Origin of the sequence: Pectobacterium carotovorum (genome assembly GCA_016415585.1) — a bacterium.
Taxonomy (GTDB): domain Bacteria; phylum Pseudomonadota; class Gammaproteobacteria; order Enterobacterales; family Enterobacteriaceae; genus Pectobacterium; species Pectobacterium carotovorum_K.
On record CP066552.1, the window covers coordinates 2,339,957 to 2,361,345 of the forward strand.

18 protein-coding genes are annotated in these 21,389 nt (G+C 55.9%); 12 read left to right on the forward strand and 6 right to left on the reverse strand.

The genetic code is table 11. The annotated features are described in order from the left end of the window. Positions 1-52 precede the first annotated feature (52 nt). The 12 genes from JFY74_10390 (at position 53) to arsC (ending at position 15,219) form a co-directional block, all read left to right on the forward strand. On the forward strand, positions 53-1,060 hold the full coding sequence (locus tag JFY74_10390; GenBank protein QQG30385.1) for a Gfo/Idh/MocA family oxidoreductase: 1,008 nt from the start codon (positions 53-55) through the stop codon (positions 1,058-1,060). A 191-nt stretch (positions 1,061-1,251) separates the two neighbouring features. Continuing rightward, on the forward strand, positions 1,252-3,054 hold the full coding sequence (gene atzF / locus JFY74_10395; GenBank protein QQG30386.1) for an allophanate hydrolase: 1,803 nt from the start codon (positions 1,252-1,254) through the stop codon (positions 3,052-3,054). Beyond that, positions 3,047-6,661 carry an urea carboxylase gene (uca, locus tag JFY74_10400; protein QQG30387.1) on the forward strand — a complete coding sequence of 1,205 codons (3,615 nt, stop codon included), beginning with the start codon at positions 3,047-3,049 and terminating at the stop codon, positions 6,659-6,661. The genes atzF and uca overlap by 8 nt, the downstream gene beginning before the upstream one ends. 49 nt (positions 6,662-6,710) lie before the next feature. Next, positions 6,711-7,484, forward strand: coding sequence for a GntR family transcriptional regulator (locus tag JFY74_10405; protein ID QQG30388.1), 774 nt, complete (start codon positions 6,711-6,713; stop codon positions 7,482-7,484). After that, positions 7,481-8,749 (forward strand): urea ABC transporter substrate-binding protein, encoded by a 1,269-nt coding sequence (urtA, locus tag JFY74_10410; protein QQG30389.1) that lies wholly within the window; start codon positions 7,481-7,483, stop codon positions 8,747-8,749. Before JFY74_10405 ends, urtA begins: the two co-directional genes overlap by 4 nt. Positions 8,750-8,805: 56 nt before the next feature. Beyond that, on the forward strand, positions 8,806-10,392 hold the full coding sequence (gene urtB, locus JFY74_10415) for an urea ABC transporter permease subunit UrtB (protein ID QQG30390.1): 1,587 nt from the start codon (positions 8,806-8,808) through the stop codon (positions 10,390-10,392). 11 nt (positions 10,393-10,403) lie between these two features. Further along, complete coding sequence (gene urtC, locus JFY74_10420; protein QQG30514.1) at positions 10,404-11,480, forward strand: urea ABC transporter permease subunit UrtC; 1,077 nt, start codon at positions 10,404-10,406, stop codon at positions 11,478-11,480. Positions 11,481-11,541: 61 nt separating this feature from the next. Further along, positions 11,542-12,330, forward strand: coding sequence for an urea ABC transporter ATP-binding protein UrtD (gene urtD, locus JFY74_10425; protein ID QQG30513.1), 789 nt, complete (start codon positions 11,542-11,544; stop codon positions 12,328-12,330). Between the two features lies 1 nt (position 12,331). Next, complete coding sequence (gene urtE, locus JFY74_10430; GenBank protein QQG30391.1) at positions 12,332-13,030, forward strand: urea ABC transporter ATP-binding subunit UrtE; 699 nt, start codon at positions 12,332-12,334, stop codon at positions 13,028-13,030. Positions 13,031-13,124: 94 nt separating this feature from the next. Beyond that, entirely contained in the window at positions 13,125-13,445 is a 321-nt protein-coding gene (locus JFY74_10435) for a metalloregulator ArsR/SmtB family transcription factor (protein QQG30392.1), read from the forward strand. Positions 13,446-13,491: 46 nt separating this feature from the next. Then, positions 13,492-14,781, forward strand: coding sequence for an arsenic transporter (locus tag JFY74_10440; GenBank protein ID QQG30393.1), 1,290 nt, complete (start codon positions 13,492-13,494; stop codon positions 14,779-14,781). A 12-nt stretch (positions 14,782-14,793) separates the two neighbouring features. Continuing rightward, on the forward strand, positions 14,794-15,219 hold the full coding sequence (gene arsC, locus JFY74_10445) for a glutaredoxin-dependent arsenate reductase (GenBank protein QQG30394.1): 426 nt from the start codon (positions 14,794-14,796) through the stop codon (positions 15,217-15,219). A gap of 34 nt (positions 15,220-15,253) precedes the next feature. On the opposite strand, the gene JFY74_10450 is transcribed toward arsC, so the two are convergent. The 6 genes from JFY74_10450 to JFY74_10475 form a co-directional block, all read right to left on the reverse strand. Continuing rightward, the gene (locus JFY74_10450; protein ID QQG30395.1) at positions 15,254-16,078 is read right to left on the reverse strand and encodes an amino acid ABC transporter ATP-binding protein; all 825 of its coding nucleotides are present in this window, start codon (positions 16,076-16,078) and stop codon (positions 15,254-15,256) included. A gap of 24 nt (positions 16,079-16,102) precedes the next feature. After that, positions 16,103-17,047 carry an amino acid ABC transporter permease gene (locus JFY74_10455; GenBank protein ID QQG30396.1) on the reverse strand — a complete coding sequence of 315 codons (945 nt, stop codon included), beginning with the start codon at positions 17,045-17,047 and terminating at the stop codon, positions 16,103-16,105. 77 nt (positions 17,048-17,124) lie between these two features. Then, on the reverse strand, positions 17,125-17,679 hold the full coding sequence (locus JFY74_10460) for a GNAT family N-acetyltransferase (protein QQG30397.1): 555 nt from the start codon (positions 17,677-17,679) through the stop codon (positions 17,125-17,127). Between the two features lie 86 nt (positions 17,680-17,765). After that, positions 17,766-18,737: an ABC transporter substrate-binding protein gene (locus tag JFY74_10465; protein ID QQG30398.1), complete on the reverse strand. Its 972-nt coding sequence runs from the start codon at positions 18,735-18,737 to the stop codon at positions 17,766-17,768. Between the two features lie 74 nt (positions 18,738-18,811). After that, complete coding sequence (locus tag JFY74_10470) at positions 18,812-19,747, reverse strand: ABC transporter substrate-binding protein (protein QQG30399.1); 936 nt, start codon at positions 19,745-19,747, stop codon at positions 18,812-18,814. A 22-nt stretch (positions 19,748-19,769) separates the two neighbouring features. Next, positions 19,770-21,098 carry an LLM class flavin-dependent oxidoreductase gene (locus tag JFY74_10475; GenBank protein ID QQG30400.1) on the reverse strand — a complete coding sequence of 443 codons (1,329 nt, stop codon included), beginning with the start codon at positions 21,096-21,098 and terminating at the stop codon, positions 19,770-19,772. Positions 21,099-21,389 lie beyond the last annotated feature (291 nt).

Consider the following 21,389-nt stretch of genomic DNA (forward strand, 5'->3'; position numbering starts at 1 on the left):
GGTTTCCGCCTTATTGTAATCGTTCGGCATGACGGTATCGGCGGAAGTGAAGATGAAAAAGAGGCGATTTGCAGCGATTGGATTAGCGCACAACCACATTTATGACATGTGTCGGCAGCTGGTTGATGCGGGCGCGGAACTGGTTGGCGTGTTCGAGTCCGATATTAATCGTCGGGAAAAATTCATCTCTCTTTTCCCCTCCGTCCCTTTTGCTGACTCTGCGGAACAACTGATTGCCGACGCGTCTATCGATCTTATTGCCTGTGCCGCCATTCCCAGCGACCGAGCCGAACTGGCGCTGCGCGCGTTGGATGCTGGCAAAGATTTCTTCACCGCCAAACCGCCGCTGACCACGTTGGAGCAGTTGGATGCCGTCCAACGTCGGGTAGCGGAAACCGGCCGCAAGTTTGCCGTGTACTTTAATGAACGAATCAATGTGGATAGCGCGCTGTTTGCCGGTGAACTGGTGCAACGGGGCGAAATCGGGCGAGTGATTCAGACAATCGGCGTTGGCCCACACCGTGAACGCGGCGCGCGGCCTGACTGGTTTTATCAGAAGCGTCAGTACGGTGGGATCCTCTGCGATATCGGTATTCACCAGATTGAACAGTTTCTCTATTTTACCGGCAATACCAACGCGCGAGTGGTGACCAGCCAAACGGCGAATTATCACCACCCGCACCAGCCAGAGTTTGAGGATTTTGGCGATGCTATGCTGTTGGGCGACAATGGGGCAACCGGCTATTTCCGCTGTGACTGGTTTACGCCAGATGGCTTGAGCGTCTGGGGCGACGGTCGTCTGACGATACTGGGTACGGAAGGCTATATCGAAATCAGGAAATATGTCGATCTAACGCGCGGAGAAAGCAACGTCGTTTATTTGGTGAATGGCAAGGGCGAACAGCGCTTCACCCCCGCAGGCAGCGTCGAACGCCCCTTTTTCCCAGATTTTCTTCGTGACTGCCGTGAGCGTACCGAAATCGCGATGTCGCAAGCGCATATCTTCAAGGCGACAGAACTGTCAATTTTGGCGCAGCAGGACGCGAAAAAGATCGCCTGAGAGTAGTATTATCCGTATATCAATGACCCACTCTTTTTTGCAACCGTGCTCTGCGATGGCGCACGGTTGTTCCCTTTTTGTGCATGAAAATTGAGCACTTCAGTCTAATCTCATAAAAATCAACAGGGTAAAAGCTGGCATGGTTTTCGCTTTAGTGAATTCAATCTTGTATACCAGATGGGATTCACATCATGCCAAGAATGACAGGACTCACGCTTCAGGAATGGAAACAGCATTACCAACAGCAGGCCGATCGCGTGGGCGAGACACTGGGCGCGCTGCTCGCCAGCTTGTCGCCGGACGATCCGGCTTGGATCGCGCTGGCGACACCTGAACACCTTCAGGCGCAGATCGCGGCGCTATTGCCTCAGTATCGTAAAAACCCAGACGCGCTACCGCTGTTCGGCGTTCCCTTTGCCGTCAAAGACAATATTGATGTCGCGGGCTTACCGACGAGCGCGGCGTGTCCGGCCTTTACCTATCTGGCTGATAAGGATGCGACTGCCGTTGCCAAACTGAAAGCGGCAGGGGCGATTGTCGTAGGCAAAACCAACCTCGATCAGTTTGCGACTGGTCTGGTCGGCACGCGCTCGCCGTTTGGTGTGGTGCCGAATACCTTTAACGCCGAATACATCAGCGGGGGTTCCAGTTCGGGATCGGCTTCGGTGCTGGCGCGTGGGCTGGTTGCTTTTGCGCTGGGAACGGATACTGCCGGATCGGGGCGCGTTCCCGCTGGATTTAACAATATTGTCGGCCTGAAGCCGACGAAAGGGTGGCTATCAGCAAGCGGTGTCGTACCGGCCTGTCGCCTGAATGACACGATTTCCGTGTTTGCGCTGACCGTCGAGGATGCGTTTACCGTCGCCGAACTGGCTGGCGGGTACGATGAGACGGATGCCTACTCGCGCTGTCATCCCGCCAGTGCGCCTGCGGCGCTGCCAGCGAAGCCGCGCTTTGCTATCCCCAGCGACCCGACCTTTTTTGCCGACGCTGTCGCACAGGCGGCATGGCAGCAGGCGCTGGTCGAATTAGAAGCGACGGGCGCGACGCTGCACCCCATCGATTTCAGTATCTTCACGCAGCTAGCCGATCAGCTTTATCAAGGCCCTTGGGTGGCAGAACGCACGGTTGCGGTGGGCGACATGCTACAGCAGCCAGAAAACATGGATCCGGTGGTGCACGGCATTGTGGCGAGCGGCGAGCGTTTCAGCGCGGTAGAGGCCTTTAAAGCGGAGTACCTGCGTGCCGAACTGGCGCGACAGATTCAGCAGACGCTGGCGTCGTTCGATGCGTTAGTCGTGCCGACCTCGCCGACGATCCACACGCGTGAGGCGATGAAGCAGGAACCGGTGCGCTACAACTCCCAGTTGGGCACTTACACCAACTTTACCAATCTGGCCGATCTCTCGGCGCTGGCGCTACCAGCCCCTTTCCGTACTGATGGTTTACCGGCAGGGATCACGTTGATTGCGCCCGCCTGGCACGACCGCGCATTAGCCAGCTTCGGCCTGCGCTGGCAGGCGCAATTAGCGCTCACGCTGGGCGCAACGGGAAAAGCGCTGCCCGCCGTATCAGGCACTTTGCTGCCTTCGGCATTGCACGTTCGCCTCGCCGTTGTTGGCGCACACCTGACGGGCATGCCGCTCAATCACCAACTGACCCGCCGCGATGCCGTGCGGGTAGAAGAGACGCGCACGTCGGAGAACTATCGCCTTTATGCACTGGCAAACACGCAACCGGCCAAGCCCGGTTTAGCGAAAAGCACCGACGGCGCGGCGATTATCGTCGAACTGTGGGACATCCCGCTGGCACGCTTTGGTGAGTTTGTCGCAGAAATTCCCGCGCCGTTAGGCATGGGTACGCTGACGTTAATCGACGGGCGACAGGTGAAAGGCTTTATCTGCGAACCGGCTGCGCTGAGCGATGCCGTGGATATCACCGAATTCGGCGGCTGGCGTCACTGGCTTGCCCGTCAGGAGGTATCCCATGTTTAAGACCGTGCTGATCGCTAACCGCGGCGAAATTGCCTGTCGCGCCATACGCACTCTGAAACGTCTGGGAATAACCAGCGTGGCGATGTATTCCGATGCGGATAAAAACGCGCAGCATGTGAAAGACGCAGACATCGCCATACCGATTGGCGGCGAGAAGGCCAGCGACAGCTATCTGTGTATCGATAAGGTACTGGCTGCCGCACAGCAGACAGGGGCCGAGGCTGTCTGGCCGGGCTACGGCTTTCTGTCAGAGAGCTTGCCGTTTGCCGCCGCCTGTGAAAAGGCGGGCATCGCGTTTGTCGGGCCAACCGCGCAGCAAATTGGCGAGTTTGGCCTGAAACACCGTGCCCGTGAATTAGCCGCTGCCGCTGGTGTGCCGATGACGCCGGGAACGCCGCTGCTGGCCTCGTTGGAGGACGCGCTGGCCGCCGCCGAAGACATCGGCTATCCGATAATGCTCAAAAGCACTGCCGGAGGTGGCGGCATTGGTCTGACGCGCTGTTCAGATTCGGTGGCGTTACGCGCTGCGTGGGAGAGCGTGCGTCGTTTGGGCGAACAGTTCTTCAGCGATGCAGGTGTCTTTCTTGAACGTTGCATCGATCGGGCGCGTCACGTCGAAGTGCAGATTTTTGGCGATGGTAAAGGTCGCGTGGTCGCGCTGGGCGAACGCGACTGCTCATTGCAGCGGCGCAACCAGAAGGTCGTGGAAGAAACACCCGCCCCCCATTTGCCAGCCGCCACGCGCGCGGCGCTGCTGGCCTCCGCCGTGAAGCTGGGCGAACTGGTCAGCTATCGCAGCGCGGGAACGGTGGAATATATCTACGACGCCGAGCGCGATGCGTTCTTTTTCCTCGAAGTGAATACCCGTTTACAGGTTGAACATCCGGTGACGGAGTGCGTCACCGGGCTGGATTTGGTCGAATGCATGCTGCGCGTCGCGGCGGATGAACCATTGGACTGGGCGCAACTGATGCAGGCTCCGCATGGCGCCGCGATTGAGGTGCGTATTTATGTGGAAGATCCGCTGAAAAACTTTCAGCCTAGCCCCGGCGTGCTGACCGAAGTCGCGTTTCCCGATGACGTGCGGGTTGATGGCTGGGTGAGCACCGGCACCGAGGTGTCGGCGTATTACGATCCGATGATCGCCAAGCTGATCGTTCACGCGGAAACCCGTGAACTGGCGCTGGAGAAGATGCAACAAGCGTTGAATGCCACGCGTTTGCACGGTATTGCCACTAACCTTGATTACCTGCGCCAGATTATCGCTACCGATGCGTTCCGTAATGGAACCGTGTGGACGCGGATGCTCGACAGTTTTACGCCATCTGCCTCGGTGATTGAAGTGATTCAGCCCGGTACCTGGAGCAGCGTGCAGGACTATCCCGGACGCCTCGGCTATTGGGATATCGGCGTGCCGCCGTCTGGCCCGATGGATGATTTCGCATTCCGTCTGGCAAACCGTATCGTCGGCAACGATGAAGCTGCGGCAGGGCTGGAGTTTACGTTGCAAGGCCCGACGCTGCGTTTCCACCACGAGGCGGTGATTGCGCTGACGGGGGCTGATTGTCCGGCGACGCTGGATGGCGAAATGGTGCCATACTGGCAGCCGCTGACGGTAAAGGCCGGACAAACGCTGACGCTGGGGCGCGCGCAGTCCGGCTGTCGCACCTATCTGGCGGTGCGTAACGGTATTGATGTGCCGCAGTATCTCGGCAGTCGTTCGACCTTCGCGCTCGGGGAATTTGGCGGCCACGCCGGACGAACGCTGCGCGTGGCAGATATGCTGGCGATTTCTCAACCCGACTTGCCCGCCTGCACCACACCCGCGCCTGTGAGTGCACCGCAGGCCGTGGACGCCGCGCTGATTCCGCAGTATGGCAACGAATGGCGCATTGGCGTGCTCTACGGCCCGCACGGCGCGCCGGATTTCTTTACCCACGCGGCGATTGATGAATTTTTCGCGGCGGAATGGCAGGTGCATTACAACTCGAACCGACTCGGCGTGCGTCTGGTGGGGCCAAAACCCACCTGGACGCGGGCGAACGGCGGCGAGGCGGGTCTGCATCCTTCCAACGTTCACGACTGTGAATACGCAATTGGCGCCGTGAATTTTACCGGTGACTTCCCAGTGATCCTCACGCGGGACGGGCCGAGTCTGGGCGGGTTTGTCTGCCCGGTCACCATTGCCAAAGCGGAGCTGTGGAAAGTTGGTCAGGTTAAGCCGGGCGATCGTATTCGTTTCCACCCGATCAGCGCGGATGAAGCGCTGGCGCTGGAAAAGGCGCAGTCTGACTGCGTTTCTACGCTGGGTACGGCGCATGCCCCTGCGTTTGACGTTCCCTCGCTGGCGACAACGGCATTCGGCTCCGCCACGGTGCTGGCTGCGGTACCCGCTACGGCGACCACTCCAGCCGCCGTGTATCGTCAGGCGGGAGATAACTACATTCTGATCGAATACGGCGATAACGTGCTGGATCTGGCGTTGCGGCTGCGTATTCATCTGCTGATGGTGGCGATCCGCGCTGCTGAGACGGCGGGAATAGAAGAACTGTCGCCCGGCGTGCGTTCGCTACAAGTGCGCTACGACAGCCGAATTATCCGCCAGCGGTCGCTGTTGGACGTGCTGCTTCATCTGGAACGTCAGCTTGGCGACGTAAGCCAGATGAAAGTGCCGTCGCGCATCGTCTATTTACCGATGGCGTTTGAAGACCGCGCCACGCTCGGCGCGGTGGAACGCTACCGCGAGACCGTACGTGCGAGCGCGCCCTGGCTGCCGAATAACGTCGATTTCATTCAGCGCATTAACGGGTTACCACGCCGTGATGACGTGCGCGACATCATTTTCGATGCCAGCTATCTGATTCTGGGATTGGGTGATGTTTATCTTGGCGCGCCTTGTGCGGTGCCGGTCGATCCGCGCCACCGTCTGCTGAGTTCCAAATACAACCCTGCACGCACCTTCACTGCCGAAGGCACGGTGGGTATTGGCGGGATGTACATGTGCATCTATGGCATGGACTCGCCGGGCGGCTATCAACTGGTGGGGCGCACGCTGCCTATCTGGAACAAATTCCTCAAAAACGATCAATTCATCGCGGGTGAACCGTGGCTGCTGCGCTTCTTCGATCAGGTGCGGTTTTATCCGGTCAGCGAAGCCGAACTGACGGCGCTGCGCGATGACTTCCGCGAAGGACGCGCGGCGATCCGCATCGAAGAAACCGAGTTTGATTTTGCTGAACACTCGCGTTTTCTGACGGAGCAGGCCGACGATATTACCGCGTTCCGCCAGCGTCAGGCCTCGGCGTTTGAAACGGAAGTAGCGTTGTGGCAGCAGGAAGATGACAGCACGCCGCAGGAAGTGGTTTCTGCCGCTCCTGTAGAGAGCGACGAAGACGCGTTTCAGGTCAGCGCGGATATGAACGGCAACATCTGGAAAGTGCTGGTGAACGTGGGGGATGCCATCGAAGCCGGACAGCCGCTGATTATCGTCGAAGCCATGAAGATGGAGCTGACGATTAGCGCGCCGCAGTCTGGTCGGGTGAAACGCATCGGCTGCCAGCCGGGGCGACCGGTCAGCCCCGGTGATGCCTTGCTGTGGTTGGAATAGAGACTGGAATAAAAGGACAAGCTGAATCAACGGCGAGGCGGAGAAAACGATGCGAACAGGCACACAAAAGAGCAGCAAAGATCGCCCGGAAGCGCTGGCGGAGCGGGTGTATCAAACGCTGAAAAACGACATTTTCGACTTTCGCCTGATGCCGGGCGACCGCTTTAGTGAAAATGAAATTGCCGAACGGATGTCGGTCAGCCGTACGCCAGTGCGTCAGGCGCTGTTCTGGCTGGAGCGAGAAGGCTATGTCGAAGTCTATTTCCGCAGCGGCTGGCAGGTCCGTCCGTTTGATTTCGAATATTTCGAGGAACTGTATGACTTCCGCATCGTGCTGGAGCGCGAAGCTATTCGGCGGCTGTGCGGGATGCCGCCGGGGCGCTGCGCCGAGCTATTGGCGGATCTAAAACGCTTCTGGATTGAGGAACCGCGTCTGGACGACGGCAAGATCGTCTCCCGCTACGACGAAGGGTTTCACCGTGGGCTGGTGATGGCGGCAGGCAACAGCGAAATGGCACGGGTTCATAGCGAACTGACGGAGAAAATCCGCATTATTCGCCGCCTCGATTTCACCCGCGAGGATCGTATTGACGCGACCTATAAAGAACATGCCCGCATTTTGCTGGCGATATTGCAACAGCACACTGAGGAGGCGCAGCGCATTCTGACCGACCACATCGCCGTCAGTAAGGCCGAAGTCAGAAAGATCACCTTACATATGCTACAACAGGCGCGGCCTCAATCTGTTTCAACCGCATCTGTTTCACCTGACGCATCACACGATTCCATTCTCACTCAACACGACTTAAGGGCTAATAAATGAAAAGACGTTCATTGCTAAAAGTTTTTGCGCTTTCTGCGACAGTGGTTGGTATGGGGTTGACCTGGAGTGTGCAGGCGGCGGACACCATCAAAGTCGGCATTATGCATTCGCTGTCCGGCACGATGGCGATTTCGGAAACGCCGCTGAAGGATGTGGCGCTGATGACCATTGATGAAATCAACGCCAAAGGCGGCGTGTTGGGTAAAAAACTGGAACCGGTGGTGGTCGATCCGGCCTCGAACTGGCCGCTATTTGCCGAGAAGGCGCGTCAACTGCTGACGCAGGACAAAGCGGCGGTGGTGTTCGGCTGCTGGACATCGGTATCGCGTAAATCGGTTCTGCCGGTGTTTGAAGAGTTAAACGGGCTGCTGTTCTATCCGGTGCAGTATGAAGGCGAAGAGATGTCGCCGAACGTGTTCTACACCGGCGCGGCACCGAATCAGCAGGCGATCCCAGCCGTGGAATATCTGATAAGCGAAGACGGTGGGGCGGCGAAGCGTTTCTTCCTGTTGGGTACTGACTATGTGTATCCGCGTACCGCCAACAAGATCCTGCGCGCGTTCCTGCATTCGAAAGGCGTGCAGGACAAAGATATCGAGGAAGTCTATACGCCGTTTGGCCACAGTGATTATCAGACCATCGTTTCCAACATCAAGAAGTTCTCGACGGGCGGCAAGACGGCGGTGGTTTCCACCATCAACGGCGATTCCAACGTACCGTTCTATAAAGAGCTGGCGAATCAGGGAATCAAAGCGACCGACGTGCCGGTTGTCGCGTTCTCTGTCGGTGAAGAGGAACTGCGCGGGATCGACACCAAACCGCTGGTCGGGCATTTAGCCGCGTGGAACTACTTTGAGTCGGTAGATAACCCCACCAATGCCGACTTCGTGGAAGCCTACAAAGCCTATGCCAAAGCGAAAAACCTGCCGAACGCGGGCACGGTGGTGACTAACGATCCGATGGAAGCGACCTATGTCGGCATTCATATGTGGGCGCAGGCGGTAGAGAAAGCGGGTACTACGGACGTGGATAAAGTGCGCGCCGCGATGGCCGGCCAGACCTTTGCCGCACCGGATGGCTTTACGCTGACGATGGACAAGACCAACCACCACCTGCACAAGCCGGTGATGATTGGCGAAATTGAGGAAAACGGTCAGTTCAACGTGGTCTGGCAAACCGATAAGCCGGTTCGTGCCCAGCCGTGGAGCCCGTACATCGCCGGTAACGATAAGAAGCCCGATCATCCAATAAAAGCAGCACAGTAAACGTCGTCTCTACACGCCCCGTCCAGCATATCGGACGGGGATACTCCCTCTCTTATATGGCGGACATTGCGATGATGAGTCATCGATTATCTACGTTTGTGCTGTCGCTGTGTCTGATGTTTCCGCTGCTGGTACAGGCCGGGCCTGCGACCGATTTCGCCGCCGCCAGCCGCACGCAGCAGGCTGAACTGCTGCAACAATGGGCCGCCGCGCCAGAACCCGCACGCTTGCTGCTTTTACAGGCGCTGCGCGATGAATCGGTGGTGCTCGATCGGAACCAGCAGCCGTTTAGGGATGTGCAGGGCACATTAACGCCGCTGGACGGGAACGCGGAACCGGTTGGTGCGACCAAAAAACTGTTTATGAATAACCGCCTGCGCGGTCTGGTTGCTACCGCGCTGGCCGCGCATCAACTCGTCAGCGATGACGCCGCAACGCGCCTGAATGCGGTACGGCAGCTACAAAGCGACAGCAGTGCGGAACAGCTGCCGCTGTTGGTACAGCTCCTTAACGTAGAGAAAGATGCGCAGGTACATGAGGCGCTGAATATCGCTATTGCGAATCGGCAATTGAGCGATCCCAACCCGCGGGTGCGCCTTGAGGCGGTCAAACGCTTAGGGCAGACCGGCGATCCGCAGATGCAGGCGCGCTTACAGCCGTTAACGCAGATGCAGAACGAACCGGATACCGGCGTGCGGGCGGCGGCGGCGGAGAGTCTGGATCAGATTAAGCAAAGTTTGATCGTCGGCGATCTGCTGGGGCAGGCGTTTACCGGGCTGTCGCTCGGGTCAATCCTGTTGCTGGCGGCGCTGGGTCTGGCGATCACCTATGGGCTACTTGGCGTTATCAACATGGCGCACGGCGAAATGTTGATGCTGGGCGCGTACGCAACCTGGTTGGTGCAGTCGCTGTGCCAGCATGCGCCGAGCTGGCTGGCGTATTATCCGCTGCTGGCGCTGCCTGTTGCCTTCTTTATCACCGCTGGCGTCGGTATGGTGCTGGAACGCACGGTGATTCGTCATCTTTACGGCCGCCCGCTGGAAACGCTGCTGGCGACCTGGGGTATCAGCCTGATGCTGATCCAACTGGTGCGTATGCTGTTCGGTACCCAAAATCTGGAAGTCGCCAATCCCGCATGGCTGTCTGGCGGGCTGCGCCTGCTGCCAAATCTGGTGCTGCCGTATAACCGCATCGCGGTGATTGTGTTCGTCCTCGGCGTGCTGCTGCTCACCTGGTTACTCCTCAATAAAACCCGCCTTGGCATGAATGTGCGGGCAGTGACGCAAAACCGGGCGATGGCGGACTGTTGCGGCGTGCCGACCGGCCGCGTTGATATGCTGGCCTTCGGGCTGGGCTCCGGCATCGCTGGTTTGGGCGGCGTAGCGCTGTCGCAACTGGGCAATGTCGGGCCGGAGCTGGGACAGGGCTACATCATCGATTCATTCCTTGTCGTCGTACTGGGCGGCGTCGGGCAGCTTGCAGGGACGGTGGTCGCTGCATTCAGCCTTGGCATTCTCAACAAAGTGCTCGAACCGCAGATTGGCGCGGTGCTGGGTAAAATCGTCATTCTGGTACTGATCGTGCTGTTTATTCAGAAACGGCCACAGGGGCTGTTTGCATTCAAAGGACGGGTGATTGACTGATGACGCAATCTATTACGCAACCCATGACGATAACCCTGACGCAGCGCGCACCGCGACTCATGCTTGGCCTGGGGTCGATCGCGTTTCTGGCCTTGCTGATCCTGCCGTTTCTCGCGCTGTTGCCCGCAGAGGATCCTCTGGCGATCTCCACTTATACGCTGACGCTGATCGGCAAAATCCTGTGCTATGCGATTGTCGCCGTTGCGTTGGATCTGGTGTGGGGCTATGCCGGGCTGCTGTCGCTCGGTCACGGCCTGTTTTTCGCGCTGGGCGGCTACGCGATGGGTATGTACCTGATGCGGCAGGCGGCGGGTGAGGGAATGCCTGCATTTATGTCATTTCTGTCGTGGACGGAACTACCGTGGTTCTGGGCGGGAACCCAGTATTTCGTCTGGGCGCTGTGCCTGATTGTGCTGGTACCGGGCGTGCTGGCGTTTGTGTTCGGCTGGTTTGCGTTCCGCTCCAAAATCAAAGGCGTGTATTTCTCGATCATGACGCAGGCACTGACCTACGCCGGGATGCTGCTGTTCTTCCGTAACGAAACCGGCTTTGGCGGCAATAACGGGTTTACCGGCTTTACGACGCTGCTGGGTTTCCCTATTACGGCCACCGGTACGCGCATTGGGCTATTTGTCGCTACCGTGCTGCTGTTGATCGCCAGCTTGCTCGTGGGATTTGCGCTGGCGCGCAGTAAATTTGGTCGCGTGCTGACGGCGGTACGTGATGCGGAAAACCGTCTGATGTTCTGCGGCTACGATCCGAAAGGCTTCAAACTGTTTGTTTGGACACTTTCCGCCGTGCTGTGCGGGCTGGCGGGGGCGCTGTATGTGCCGCAGGTCGGCATCATCAATCCGGGCGAAATGTCGCCGACCAATTCCATCGAAGCCGCTATTTGGGTGGCGCTGGGTGGGCGTGGGACGCTGGTCGGGCCGCTGCTCGGCGCAGGGATCGTCAACGGTGCGAAAAGCTGGTTTACCGTGGCCTTTCCCGAATACTGGCTGTTCTTTTTGGGGCTGATGTTTATTCTCGTCACGCTGTTTTTGCCGCGTGGCGTGATTGGATTGCTGACGAGGAAGAAACATGACTGAGTCTTTATCTGGGCCATCGGTTCCCGCGCCTGCACAAACCGTCGCGACTCAGCCCGTATTGATGGAGCCAAAGTTCGCGCAGCCGCATCCGTCGGATCGCCATCGGCATCAGACCGATCCGATACTGCAACTCGACAAGATTAACGTGAGCTTTGATGGTTTCCGTGCGCTCACCGATCTCTCGTTGCAGATTGGTGTCGGGGAATTGCGTTGCATCATTGGCCCAAACGGCGCAGGGAAAACCACGCTGATGGATGTCATCACTGGTAAAACGCGACCGGATAGCGGCAAAGCGTTTTACGATCAGTATACCGACCTGACGACGCTATCGCCGGTAGATATCGCGCGTGCGGGAATAGGCCGAAAATTCCAAAAGCCGACGGTGTTTGAAGCGCTGACGGTGTTTGAAAACCTTGAAATCGCACTGAAAACTGACAAATCAGTGTGGGCAAGCCTGCGTGCCAGACTGAACAGCGAGCAGCGTGACCGGATTGACGACACGTTGGCGCTGCTGCGGCTAGGCCACGAACGGCAACGGCCCGCAGGGCTGTTATCACATGGGCAAAAGCAGTTTCTGGAAATCGGCATGTTACTGGTACAGGAGCCGCATCTGCTGCTGCTCGATGAACCCGCCGCCGGGATGACGGACGCAGAAACGGCCTATACCGCCGAGCTGTTCCGCAGTCTGGCTGGCAAACACTCGCTGATGGTCGTGGAGCACGACATGGGCTTTGTCGAGAGCATCGCCGACCGTGTCACCGTGCTGCATCAGGGGCAGGTGCTGGCGGAAGGATCGCTGCGCGAGGTACAGGCGAATGAACAGGTGATTGACGTTTATCTGGGGCGCTAACATGTTAGAGATTGCTGAACTGAATCAATATTACGGCGGCAGCCACATCTTGCGCGGCCTGTCATTTGAGGTGAAACCCGGCGAGATTACCTGTCTGCTAGGGCGCAACGGCGTCGGGAAAACTACGCTGCTGAAATGCCTGATGGGGCTGATTCCCGCGAAGTCCGGCACAATTCGCTGGCAGGGTGAAGCGATTAACTCGCGCAAACCCTATCAGCGCGTGCAGTCTGGCATTGCCTACGTGCCACAGGGGCGGGAGATTTTTCCTCGGTTGACGGTGGAAGAAAACCTGTTGATGGGACTATCGCGCTTTCCGGGAAAACAGGCGCGGCAGGTGCCGGATGAGATCTACCAGCTTTTCCCCGTGCTGGATGAGATGAAACAGCGGCGCGGCGGCGATTTGTCCGGCGGGCAACAGCAGCAATTGGCGATTGGTCGTGCGCTGGCCTGTAAACCACAGTTGCTGATTCTGGATGAGCCAACCGAAGGCATACAGCCGTCGGTGATTAAAGAGATCGGGGCAGTGATTCGCCAACTGGCACAGCGTGGCGATATGGCAATTCTGCTGGTCGAGCAATTTTACGACTTCGCCGCCGAGCTGGCCGACAGCTATCTGGTGATGTCACGCGGGGAAATCATCCAGCGCGGACGGGGTGAAACGATGGAACAGGACGGCGTGCGAGGGCTGGTGGCGATTTGATTCGTGTTTGCCTTACTGTATTTTCCATTGGGTGATTTCAAAGTTAACATATATGAATTATCATATGTGTATCTTGAGTGCGTTGGGACCAAAAATGTTACAGCCCGTCCAACTTTTCAAAATCCTTTCCGATGATACTCGGCTATCCATCATCTTGCTGCTTAGAGAAGCGGGAGAATTGTGCGTCTGTGATATCTGTACTGCGACTACGGAATCTCAGCCTAAAATTTCCCGCCATATGGCGATATTACGTGAGTCAGGTTTGGTTCTAGACCGCCGTGAAGGAAAATGGATTCATTATCGATTGTCTCCACACATGCCTGCCTGGGCTGCAGAAACGATTCATACCGCATGGCAATGCCTGCGTGATGACGTGCGTCGGTGTCTGGCTAAATCTGCTTCTTCTTCATGCTGAAATAGGAAGGAGTATATTCTTTTTTCCATATATGATGAGGTTTGAAATGTTATTGGCAGGAATCATATTTTTACTGACCTTGATCCTGGTGATTTGGCAACCCAGAGGTCTCAGTATCGGATGGAGTGCCAGCATCGGGGCCGTATTCGCGCTGTTCTGCGGGGTTATTCACCTCAGCGATATTCCGGTTGTTTGGAATATTGTCTGGAACGCGACGGCGACGTTTATTGCGGTGATTATCATCAGCCTGCTGCTTGATGAGTCAGGATTTTTTGAATGGGCGGCACTGCACGTATCTCGATGGGGAAACGGGCGCGGGCGTCTGCTGTTTACCTGGATTGTCTTACTGGGCGCTGCCGTTTCTGCGTTGTTTGCCAACGACGGCGCCGCGCTGATCCTCACGCCGATTGTGATTGCGATGCTGTTGGCTTTGGGGTTCAGTAAAGGTACGACGTTGGCGTTTGTTATGGCTGCTGGGTTTATTGCTGATACGGCTAGCCTGCCGCTGATTGTTTCTAATCTGGTTAACATTGTGTCTGCCGATTTTTTCAACCTTGGGTTTGCTGAATATGCATCGGTTATGGTTCCCGTCGATATTGCAGCGATTATCGCGACGTTGATTATGTTACACCTGTTTTTTCGCAAGGATATCCCTGCAACCTACGACGTATCTCGGTTAAAAGTACCGGCAAGTGCCATTAAGGATCTGGCAACGTTCAGAGCGGGTTGGATTGTTTTGGTGCTTCTGCTTACCGGATTTTTCGTCCTCGAACCTTTGGGGATTCCCGTCAGTGCTATTGCGGCCGTGGGCGCAACTATTCTGCTCGCAGTGGCAAAAAAAGGTCATGCCATCAATACGGGTAAGGTACTGCGTGGTGCGCCATGGCAGATCGTAATTTTCTCACTCGGTATGTATTTAGTGGTCTATGGCCTGCGCAACGCGGGGTTAACGGAATATCTTTCCAGTATTCTGAATCTGTTTGCGGAGAAAGGACTGTGGACTGCCACACTTGGCACTGGCTTTATGGCCGCGCTGCTTTCCTCAATCATGAACAATATGCCCACCGTGTTGATTGGTGCCTTATCTATCGACGGCAGCACCGCATCTGGTGTTGTTAAAGACGCAATGATTTATGCCAACGTCATTGGTTGCGATTTAGGACCCAAAATTACGCCTATTGGCAGCCTAGCGACACTGCTTTGGTTACATGTGTTATCACAGAAAAACATGACGATCGGTTGGGGATACTATTTCCGTATCGGAATTGTCATGACACTGCCTGTGCTGCTTGTCACGCTGGTTGCGCTGGCGCTGCGGCTATCCATCACGTTGTAATGAGATATTGATATGAGCAAAATAACGATTTACCACAACCCCGACTGCGGCACTTCGCGTAATACGCTGGAGATGATCCGTAATAGCGGCGCAGAACCCACGATTATTTACTATCTTGATACGCCGCCTTCGCGTGATGAATTGGTCACACTGATTGGCGACATGGGAATGACGGTTCGTACCTTGCTGCGCAAGAACGTAGAACCTTACACACAACTGGGGCTTGCTGAAGAAAGATTTACTGACGAACAGCTCATTGATTTCATGTTGCAATATCCGATCCTGATAAACCGTCCGATTGTCGTTACTCCGTTGGGAACCCGACTATGTCGTCCATCAGAGCAGGTGCTGGATATTCTCCCCGATCCGCAGCGAGGCGAATTCACCAAAGAAGATGGTGAAAAAATCACTGATAAATTGGGTCAACGCGTGAAATAGAGCCAGAAGGGGTCATCTGGCTCAATGCGTTTTCTCACAGCACCTTATTCAAAAAGTTGATCGTTCGCGGGTGGCGAGGATGGTTCAGCACCTGCCAGGAATCGCCGCTTTCGACAATTTTCCCGTCTACCATAAATACGACGCGGTCAGCGACTTCGCGCGCAAAGCCGATTTCATGTGTGACGACAACCAGCGTCACACCAGATTGGGCCAGTGATTTGATGACATCCAACACTTCCCCAACCAGTTCGGGATCGAGCGCGGACGTCGGTTCATCAAACAGCATCACTTTCGGCTTAAGTGCCAGCGCGCGAGCGATGGCGACGCGCTGTTGCTGGCCGCCAGAAAGGTGACGGGGATAAGACTGTGCTTTATGGCGCAGGCCGACGCTTTCCAGCAGAGTAAAGGCAATATCTTCCGCTTCCTGACGCGAATACAGCTTATGCGCCAGCGGGGCTTCAATGATGTTTTCCAACACGGAAAGGTGGGGGAACAGATTAAAATTCTGGAATACATATCCGACGTTGATGCGCTGGCGTAGCACTTCCTTTTCTTTTAACTCATAGAGCGTATTCCCTTTGCGACGGTAGCCGATGTAATCGCCGTCGATGCGGATAAATCCTTCGTCTACGCGTTCAAGATGGTTAATGGTGCGCAGCAGCGTGGATTTCCCTGAGCCGGACGGGCCAAGGATCACGGTGACGGAGCCGGGAGCCAGCGTCAGATTGATATCCTCCAGCGCTTTATGCTGACCGAAATGTTTCGCTACATTACGGATTTCGATCAGCCCAAGTGCATTTTCTGCCTGTGGCTGGGCGGTGGTGCGGGCATGAGCAAAATAATCGATAGCTTCAGACATGGTGAATCTCCAGAATCTGGGGGGTTAACGTGCGCGCTTGCGCGTCAGGAAACGGACGAGTTTCTGGCGCGGTGTTAGCGGCATTTCACGCACCGCACCGCGGGACACATAGCGTTCCACGTAGTATTGGACGACGGATAGCACCGTGGTGATCAGCAGATACCAGATGGTGGCGACCATCAGCAGCGGAATGACCTGCTGCGTACGGTTGTAGATGACCTGAACGGTGTAAAACAGTTCCGGCAGCGCCAGCACGTAGACAATTGAGGTACCTTTAGCGAGGCTGATGATCTCGTTAAAACCGGTGGGCAGAATCGAACGCAGCGCCTGCGGCAGAATGATGCGTACGGTGCGGCGACCGCTGGGCAGGCCGAGCGCCGCGGAGGCTTCAAACTGACCCGCGTCCACGCCAAGAATACCGCCGCGAATAATCTCCGCCGTATACGCGGATTGCACCAGCGTCAGGCCAAGTACGGCAACGGAAAATTGATCCAGAAGATCAATCGTCGGATATTTCAGGAAGACGATGGAGGTGAAGGGAATCCCCAGCGCCAGTTCGTCATAGAGGTACGAGAAATTGTACAGAATGATCAGCACCAGAATCAGCGGCAGCGATCGGAACAGCCAGATATACAGCCACGACAGCGTGGAAAGCAGATAAGACGGCGAAAGCCGGGCCAGCGCTAGCGCGGTGCCGAAAAAAATACTGAACAACGTACCCAGCGCGGTCAACAGCAGCGTTTGTCCCAGTCCGGCAAGGATCACCGGATTAAAAAACCACTCGGCAAAGACCGACCACTCCCAGCGCGGGTTTAGCGCGATTGACTGAATAATTCCGGCAAAAATAAATAGCGAAAACAGCGCACCGGCAAAGCGAAAAGGGTAACGCGCGGGAACAATGTTCAACGGCGGTTCCTGTGTCTGGCTCAGCGGTGGTTGTTGAGAAGACGTGTGTAGAGATTGCGTCATGATCGATACCCGTTGAATGTGATGCTGAAAAATAGCGTTTTGTTGTTAGTGCATAGGGCTATTACCGTGTGCAAGGGTCAACACACTTTCAAATGGCGGGTGATAAGCTCGACTTCCGTTTGCCGTGCAATCTGTGGCGTCGCCGTGGCGAACAGGGCTTTCTTAAACGGTAAACGCCCGTCGTAAGGTGGAATGCTGTAGGTCACCGGATCGACGGTGATATCGAACTGAGGGGTATACCCGTGGCTCAGATATAAACTCACCGCTTCAGGCTGGCGGAAACCGGTCGTCAGGAAAAAATGCTGGTAGCCTAATCGCCGTGCGTGTTGTTCCAGCTCTTGCATCACTTTCCCCGCGAGCCCCTGACGGCGCAGCGAGTTATCCGTCCATACCCGCTTAATTTCGGCAGTGGTGCTGTCGTAGCGTTTAAACGCACCGGTGGCAATCGGTACGCCCTGACGCAGCAGCGCAATAAAAATACCGTGCGGCTGCTGGTAGATGCCCGGTGGATCGCTTTCCCGCTCACCAAAAAAATCGCCATAGCGCTGTTCATATTCCGCGAACAGGCCGTCGATAATCGGGGCCACGCTGGGATCCTCGGGCTGGGTAACAATGAAAATGTCGTCGGACATGGGGTACTCCTGATTCATTAGCGTATACGGGCTATCGGTAACCATGACGTGTCGCTCATGGCGGTCCCGATAGCCATTGAGCGGTATTAATCGCCCAGCCCTGGCGGATTGATTTCTGAACGATCGATGCGTTCGATACTTTCGCCCCAGCGGTTCAGCACTTTGTCGTATTCGCCGCTTTTAATTACGCCGTTCAGCGCGGTGTTAATCGGCTGTACCAGCCCGCTGCCTTTGCGCGTGGTGACCGCGATATGGGCGACGTTGGGATAACCGCCGTTGACCGTACCGACATGCTTAACTTTGCCCGTCAGCTCTGCTTTGTAGGCACCGATCACGTTGGGGCCGAAATAGGCATCGGAACGGCCGGATTGCAGGCTCAGGTTGGCAGCGGCATCATCCGTGACATAAACCGGCTGAAAAGCGGGCAGGCCGTTAGCGCGATTCTGTTTATCCCACGCCAGCAGCACCGCTTCCTGATTGGTGCCGGAGCCGACAATAATCTTCAACCCGGTGATGTCCTTCGCTTCTTTAATGGACTGAATCTTACTGGTGGATTTCACGTAGAAGCCGAGCGAGTCGATGCGGTAGGTGGCGAAATCGAACTTTTCCTTGCGCGCTTTGGTGACGGTAATGTTGATGATGGCGGCATCATACTTACCGGAGGCCACGCCGAGCGGCCAGTCTTCCCACGAGGTTTGAACGATGTTCAGTTCCAGCCCGAGACTGTCGGCCACCAGCCGGGCGATATCCGGCTCGCTGCCCACCACGGTTTTGTTGTCGTCGGCCAGAAACGCCAGCGGCGGTGACGACCCCAGCGCGGCGATGGCGACGGTGAATTTACCCGGCGTAACGAATGTAAAGTCAGTCGGGATCTGCGCAATCGCCTCCGCATTTTTCGGTGCATGGATCGGCTGTTGGTTGGCTTTCAGGTCGATGGCTGCCTGTGCGCCGGTCGTGACAGACAGCGTCCCGAGCAGCAGCGATCCCGTCAGTAGCCTTGTCAAACGCGATGGACGCATGCGATGTGAGTTGGATGAATATGCGATCTCTTTTTGCATTTTTTTTCCCTTGCAGGTGACTATTTATAATGGTTTTCGTGACACCGTCACTTTTGTGAATGTGTCGCGTTTACTTAATCGCCGATACCCGGCGGGTTCACCACGGATTGCGTGATTTTTTCATCGTCTTCACCCCAGCGATCCAGAACCTGTGCGTAACTGCCGTTGTGGATCGCGCCATTGATGGCGGTGCTGATTGGCTGTGCCAAACCGTTGCCTTTCTGCGTGGTGACTGCGACGTAAGCGACCGTCGGGCCTTTACCTACCATGCGTGTCTTGCCCGTCAGCGCCGCTTTATAAGCCCCGATAGAATGGGGGCCGAAAAACGCATCGACGCGTCCGGACTGGATGCTTAGGTTGGCGGCGGCATCGTCGGTGACGTAAACGGGCTGTACGGGAGGTAGGCCACTGGCGCGGTTTTGCCGATCCCAGCCCAGCAGAATGTTTTCCTGATTGGTGCCGGAGCCGACAATCACTTTCAGACCAGCGACGTCTTCGGGCTTGTTAATTGACGTAATCTTGCTGGTCGATTTCACGTAGAAACCCAGCGTATCAATGCGATACGTGGCGAAGTCGAACTTCTCTTTGCGCAGTTTCGTCACCGCGATATTAAAAATGGCGGCGTCGTATTTCCCTGCCGTGATGCCCAGCGGCCAGTCTTCCCAAGAGGCGGGCACCAGTTTTAGCTCCAGCCCGAGGCCGTCGGCTACCAGTCGCGCAATATCGGCATCGCTGCCGATAAGCGTTTTGTTGTCGTCAGCCAGCAGCGACAGCGGCGGTGAGCTGAGCGCCGAGACGGCAATCGTCAGCTTACCCGGCGTGACGAATTTGAAATGAGCCGGAATCTGCGCGATGGCCTCAGCATTTTTATCAGTACGAATAGGCGTTTGGTTGGCCTTCAGATCGATACGGCTAACGAATCCCGCGTCTTGCGCCTGCACGTTTGCCACCAGCGTGGCACTCAATAGTGCCGCCACGCGGGTTACCGTGATAAAAGGGGAACGCTTCACAGTGAATCTCCTGTTGCGCGAACTAGCGCGTGAATTGATTCACCGGATAATCCAGCGCCAGATTTTCCCGCAGTGTGTAGCTGGGATATTCCTGACGGAACAGGCCGCGCTGTTGTAGCAGAGGAACGACGCGATCGACAAAGTGGTTGAGCGTATCCGGCGTGCCGCCCTGAATGATGAAGCCGTCGGCCGCACCGTTTTCAAACCAGAGCTGTAAACCATCCGCTACCTGCTCAGGCGTGCCGCTGAATACAGGACGCGGTGATGCCGCCTCCAGCGCGACCTGCCGTAGCGTTAAGCCTTTTTCCTGCGCGTTGCGTTTGATTTCATCGGTGGTGCTGCGGAAACTGTTTTTCCCTAGATCGCCGATATCGGGGAAAGGCTCATCCAGCGGGTGCTGTGAGAAGTCATAGTGTTCAAAATAGCGTCCCAGATAATTGAGAGCATCCTCAATCGTCACCAACTGCGCGGTTTCCTGATACTGGCGCTCTACGTCTTCTGCATCATTACCGACAATCACGCTGACGCCCTGGAAGACGTGCAATTGATCGGCTCGGCGACCGTTTTCTTCCAGCTTCTGTTTCACTTCGCGGTAATAGCGCTGTGAGTCTTCCAGCGTGTGTTGATGGGTGAAGATGGCATCGGCGTGTTTGGCGGCCAATTTTTGCCCGTCTTCAGACGCGCCAGCCTGAAACACAATTGGGCGACCTTGCGCGGATCGGCCAATATTCAGCGGCCCCTGTACCGAGAAAAATTCTCCCTGATGATTCAGCGTGTGCAGCTTCTCAGGATCGAAGAATTGTCCGCTGGCTTTGTCACGAATAAAGGCATCGTCTTCCCAGGAATCCCACAGGCCTTTCGCCACCTGAAGGAACTCATCGGCAATACGGTAGCGCAGTGCGTGTTCCGGGTGCTGTTGACGGGAAAAGTTTTTCGCCGATCCTTCCAGCGGCGATGTCACCACGTTCCAGCCTGCGCGGCCGTTGCTGAGATGGTCGAGGCTGGCGAACTGCCGGGCGGTGGTAAACGGTTCGGAATACGACGTCGAGAGTGTGCCAACCAGGCCAATATGTGTGGTGACGGTAGCCAGCGCGGACAGCAGTGTCAGCGGTTCAAAGCGATTGAGAAAGTGGGGGATAGATTTTTCATTGATATACAGGCCGTCTGCCACGAAGACAAAATCAAATTTCCCTTGTTCGGCTTTTTTTACCGCATCCAAAACAAAGCCAAAATTAATGCTGGCGTCGGGTACGACGTTTTTATGCCGCCATGCGGACATATTTCCCGCTGCGCCCTGTAATATTAAACCCAGTCTTAATTGTCGATTTGCAGATGTTTGTTTTTTACTCATTGTCAGAAACCTTTTTATTAATTGAATGTGCTTATTATTAATTGAGCGTACTTATTGTTAATTAAACGAACTTCCATGAAAGTGAAAACAGTCCATCAATAAACCGTCAGCCAATAAACAAGCCATCAATAGGCATTCACGTATTCAATGAAAGGTTAATAAGACGTTAATAGCGTGTTTTCACTATTGATGAGGCGAGGCGTGATGTAAAACAACAAAAATGGATAATGAAATTCAAAAATTTCAGATTATGATATGACTTGTTTTGTTAGTATGATGTTAATAATCATG

What these genes read in the sequence shown, in the direction of transcription:
- JFY74_10435 (QQG30392.1), top strand. Translation starts at nt 13,125, where the DNA reads ATGTTACAGCCCGTCCAACTTTTCAAAATCCTTTCCGATGATACTCGG.
- JFY74_10460 (QQG30397.1), bottom strand. Translation starts at nt 17,679, where the DNA reads ATGTCCGACGACATTTTCATTGTTACCCAGCCCGAGGATCCCAGCGTG.
- JFY74_10405 (QQG30388.1), top strand. Translation starts at nt 6,711, where the DNA reads ATGCGAACAGGCACACAAAAGAGCAGCAAAGATCGCCCGGAAGCGCTG.
- uca (QQG30387.1), top strand. Translation starts at nt 3,047, where the DNA reads ATGTTTAAGACCGTGCTGATCGCTAACCGCGGCGAAATTGCCTGTCGC.
- urtA (QQG30389.1), top strand. Translation starts at nt 7,481, where the DNA reads ATGAAAAGACGTTCATTGCTAAAAGTTTTTGCGCTTTCTGCGACAGTG.
- JFY74_10450 (QQG30395.1), bottom strand. Translation starts at nt 16,078, where the DNA reads ATGTCTGAAGCTATCGATTATTTTGCTCATGCCCGCACCACCGCCCAG.
- urtE (QQG30391.1), top strand. Translation starts at nt 12,332, where the DNA reads ATGTTAGAGATTGCTGAACTGAATCAATATTACGGCGGCAGCCACATC.
- urtD (QQG30513.1), top strand. Translation starts at nt 11,542, where the DNA reads ATGGAGCCAAAGTTCGCGCAGCCGCATCCGTCGGATCGCCATCGGCAT.
- atzF (QQG30386.1), top strand. Translation starts at nt 1,252, where the DNA reads ATGCCAAGAATGACAGGACTCACGCTTCAGGAATGGAAACAGCATTAC.
- JFY74_10440 (QQG30393.1), top strand. Translation starts at nt 13,492, where the DNA reads ATGTTATTGGCAGGAATCATATTTTTACTGACCTTGATCCTGGTGATT.
- urtB (QQG30390.1), top strand. Translation starts at nt 8,806, where the DNA reads ATGGCGGACATTGCGATGATGAGTCATCGATTATCTACGTTTGTGCTG.
- JFY74_10465 (QQG30398.1), bottom strand. Translation starts at nt 18,737, where the DNA reads ATGCAAAAAGAGATCGCATATTCATCCAACTCACATCGCATGCGTCCA.
- arsC (QQG30394.1), top strand. Translation starts at nt 14,794, where the DNA reads ATGAGCAAAATAACGATTTACCACAACCCCGACTGCGGCACTTCGCGT.
- JFY74_10475 (QQG30400.1), bottom strand. Translation starts at nt 21,098, where the DNA reads ATGAGTAAAAAACAAACATCTGCAAATCGACAATTAAGACTGGGTTTA.
- JFY74_10390 (QQG30385.1), top strand. Translation starts at nt 53, where the DNA reads ATGAAAAAGAGGCGATTTGCAGCGATTGGATTAGCGCACAACCACATT.
- JFY74_10455 (QQG30396.1), bottom strand. Translation starts at nt 17,047, where the DNA reads ATGACGCAATCTCTACACACGTCTTCTCAACAACCACCGCTGAGCCAG.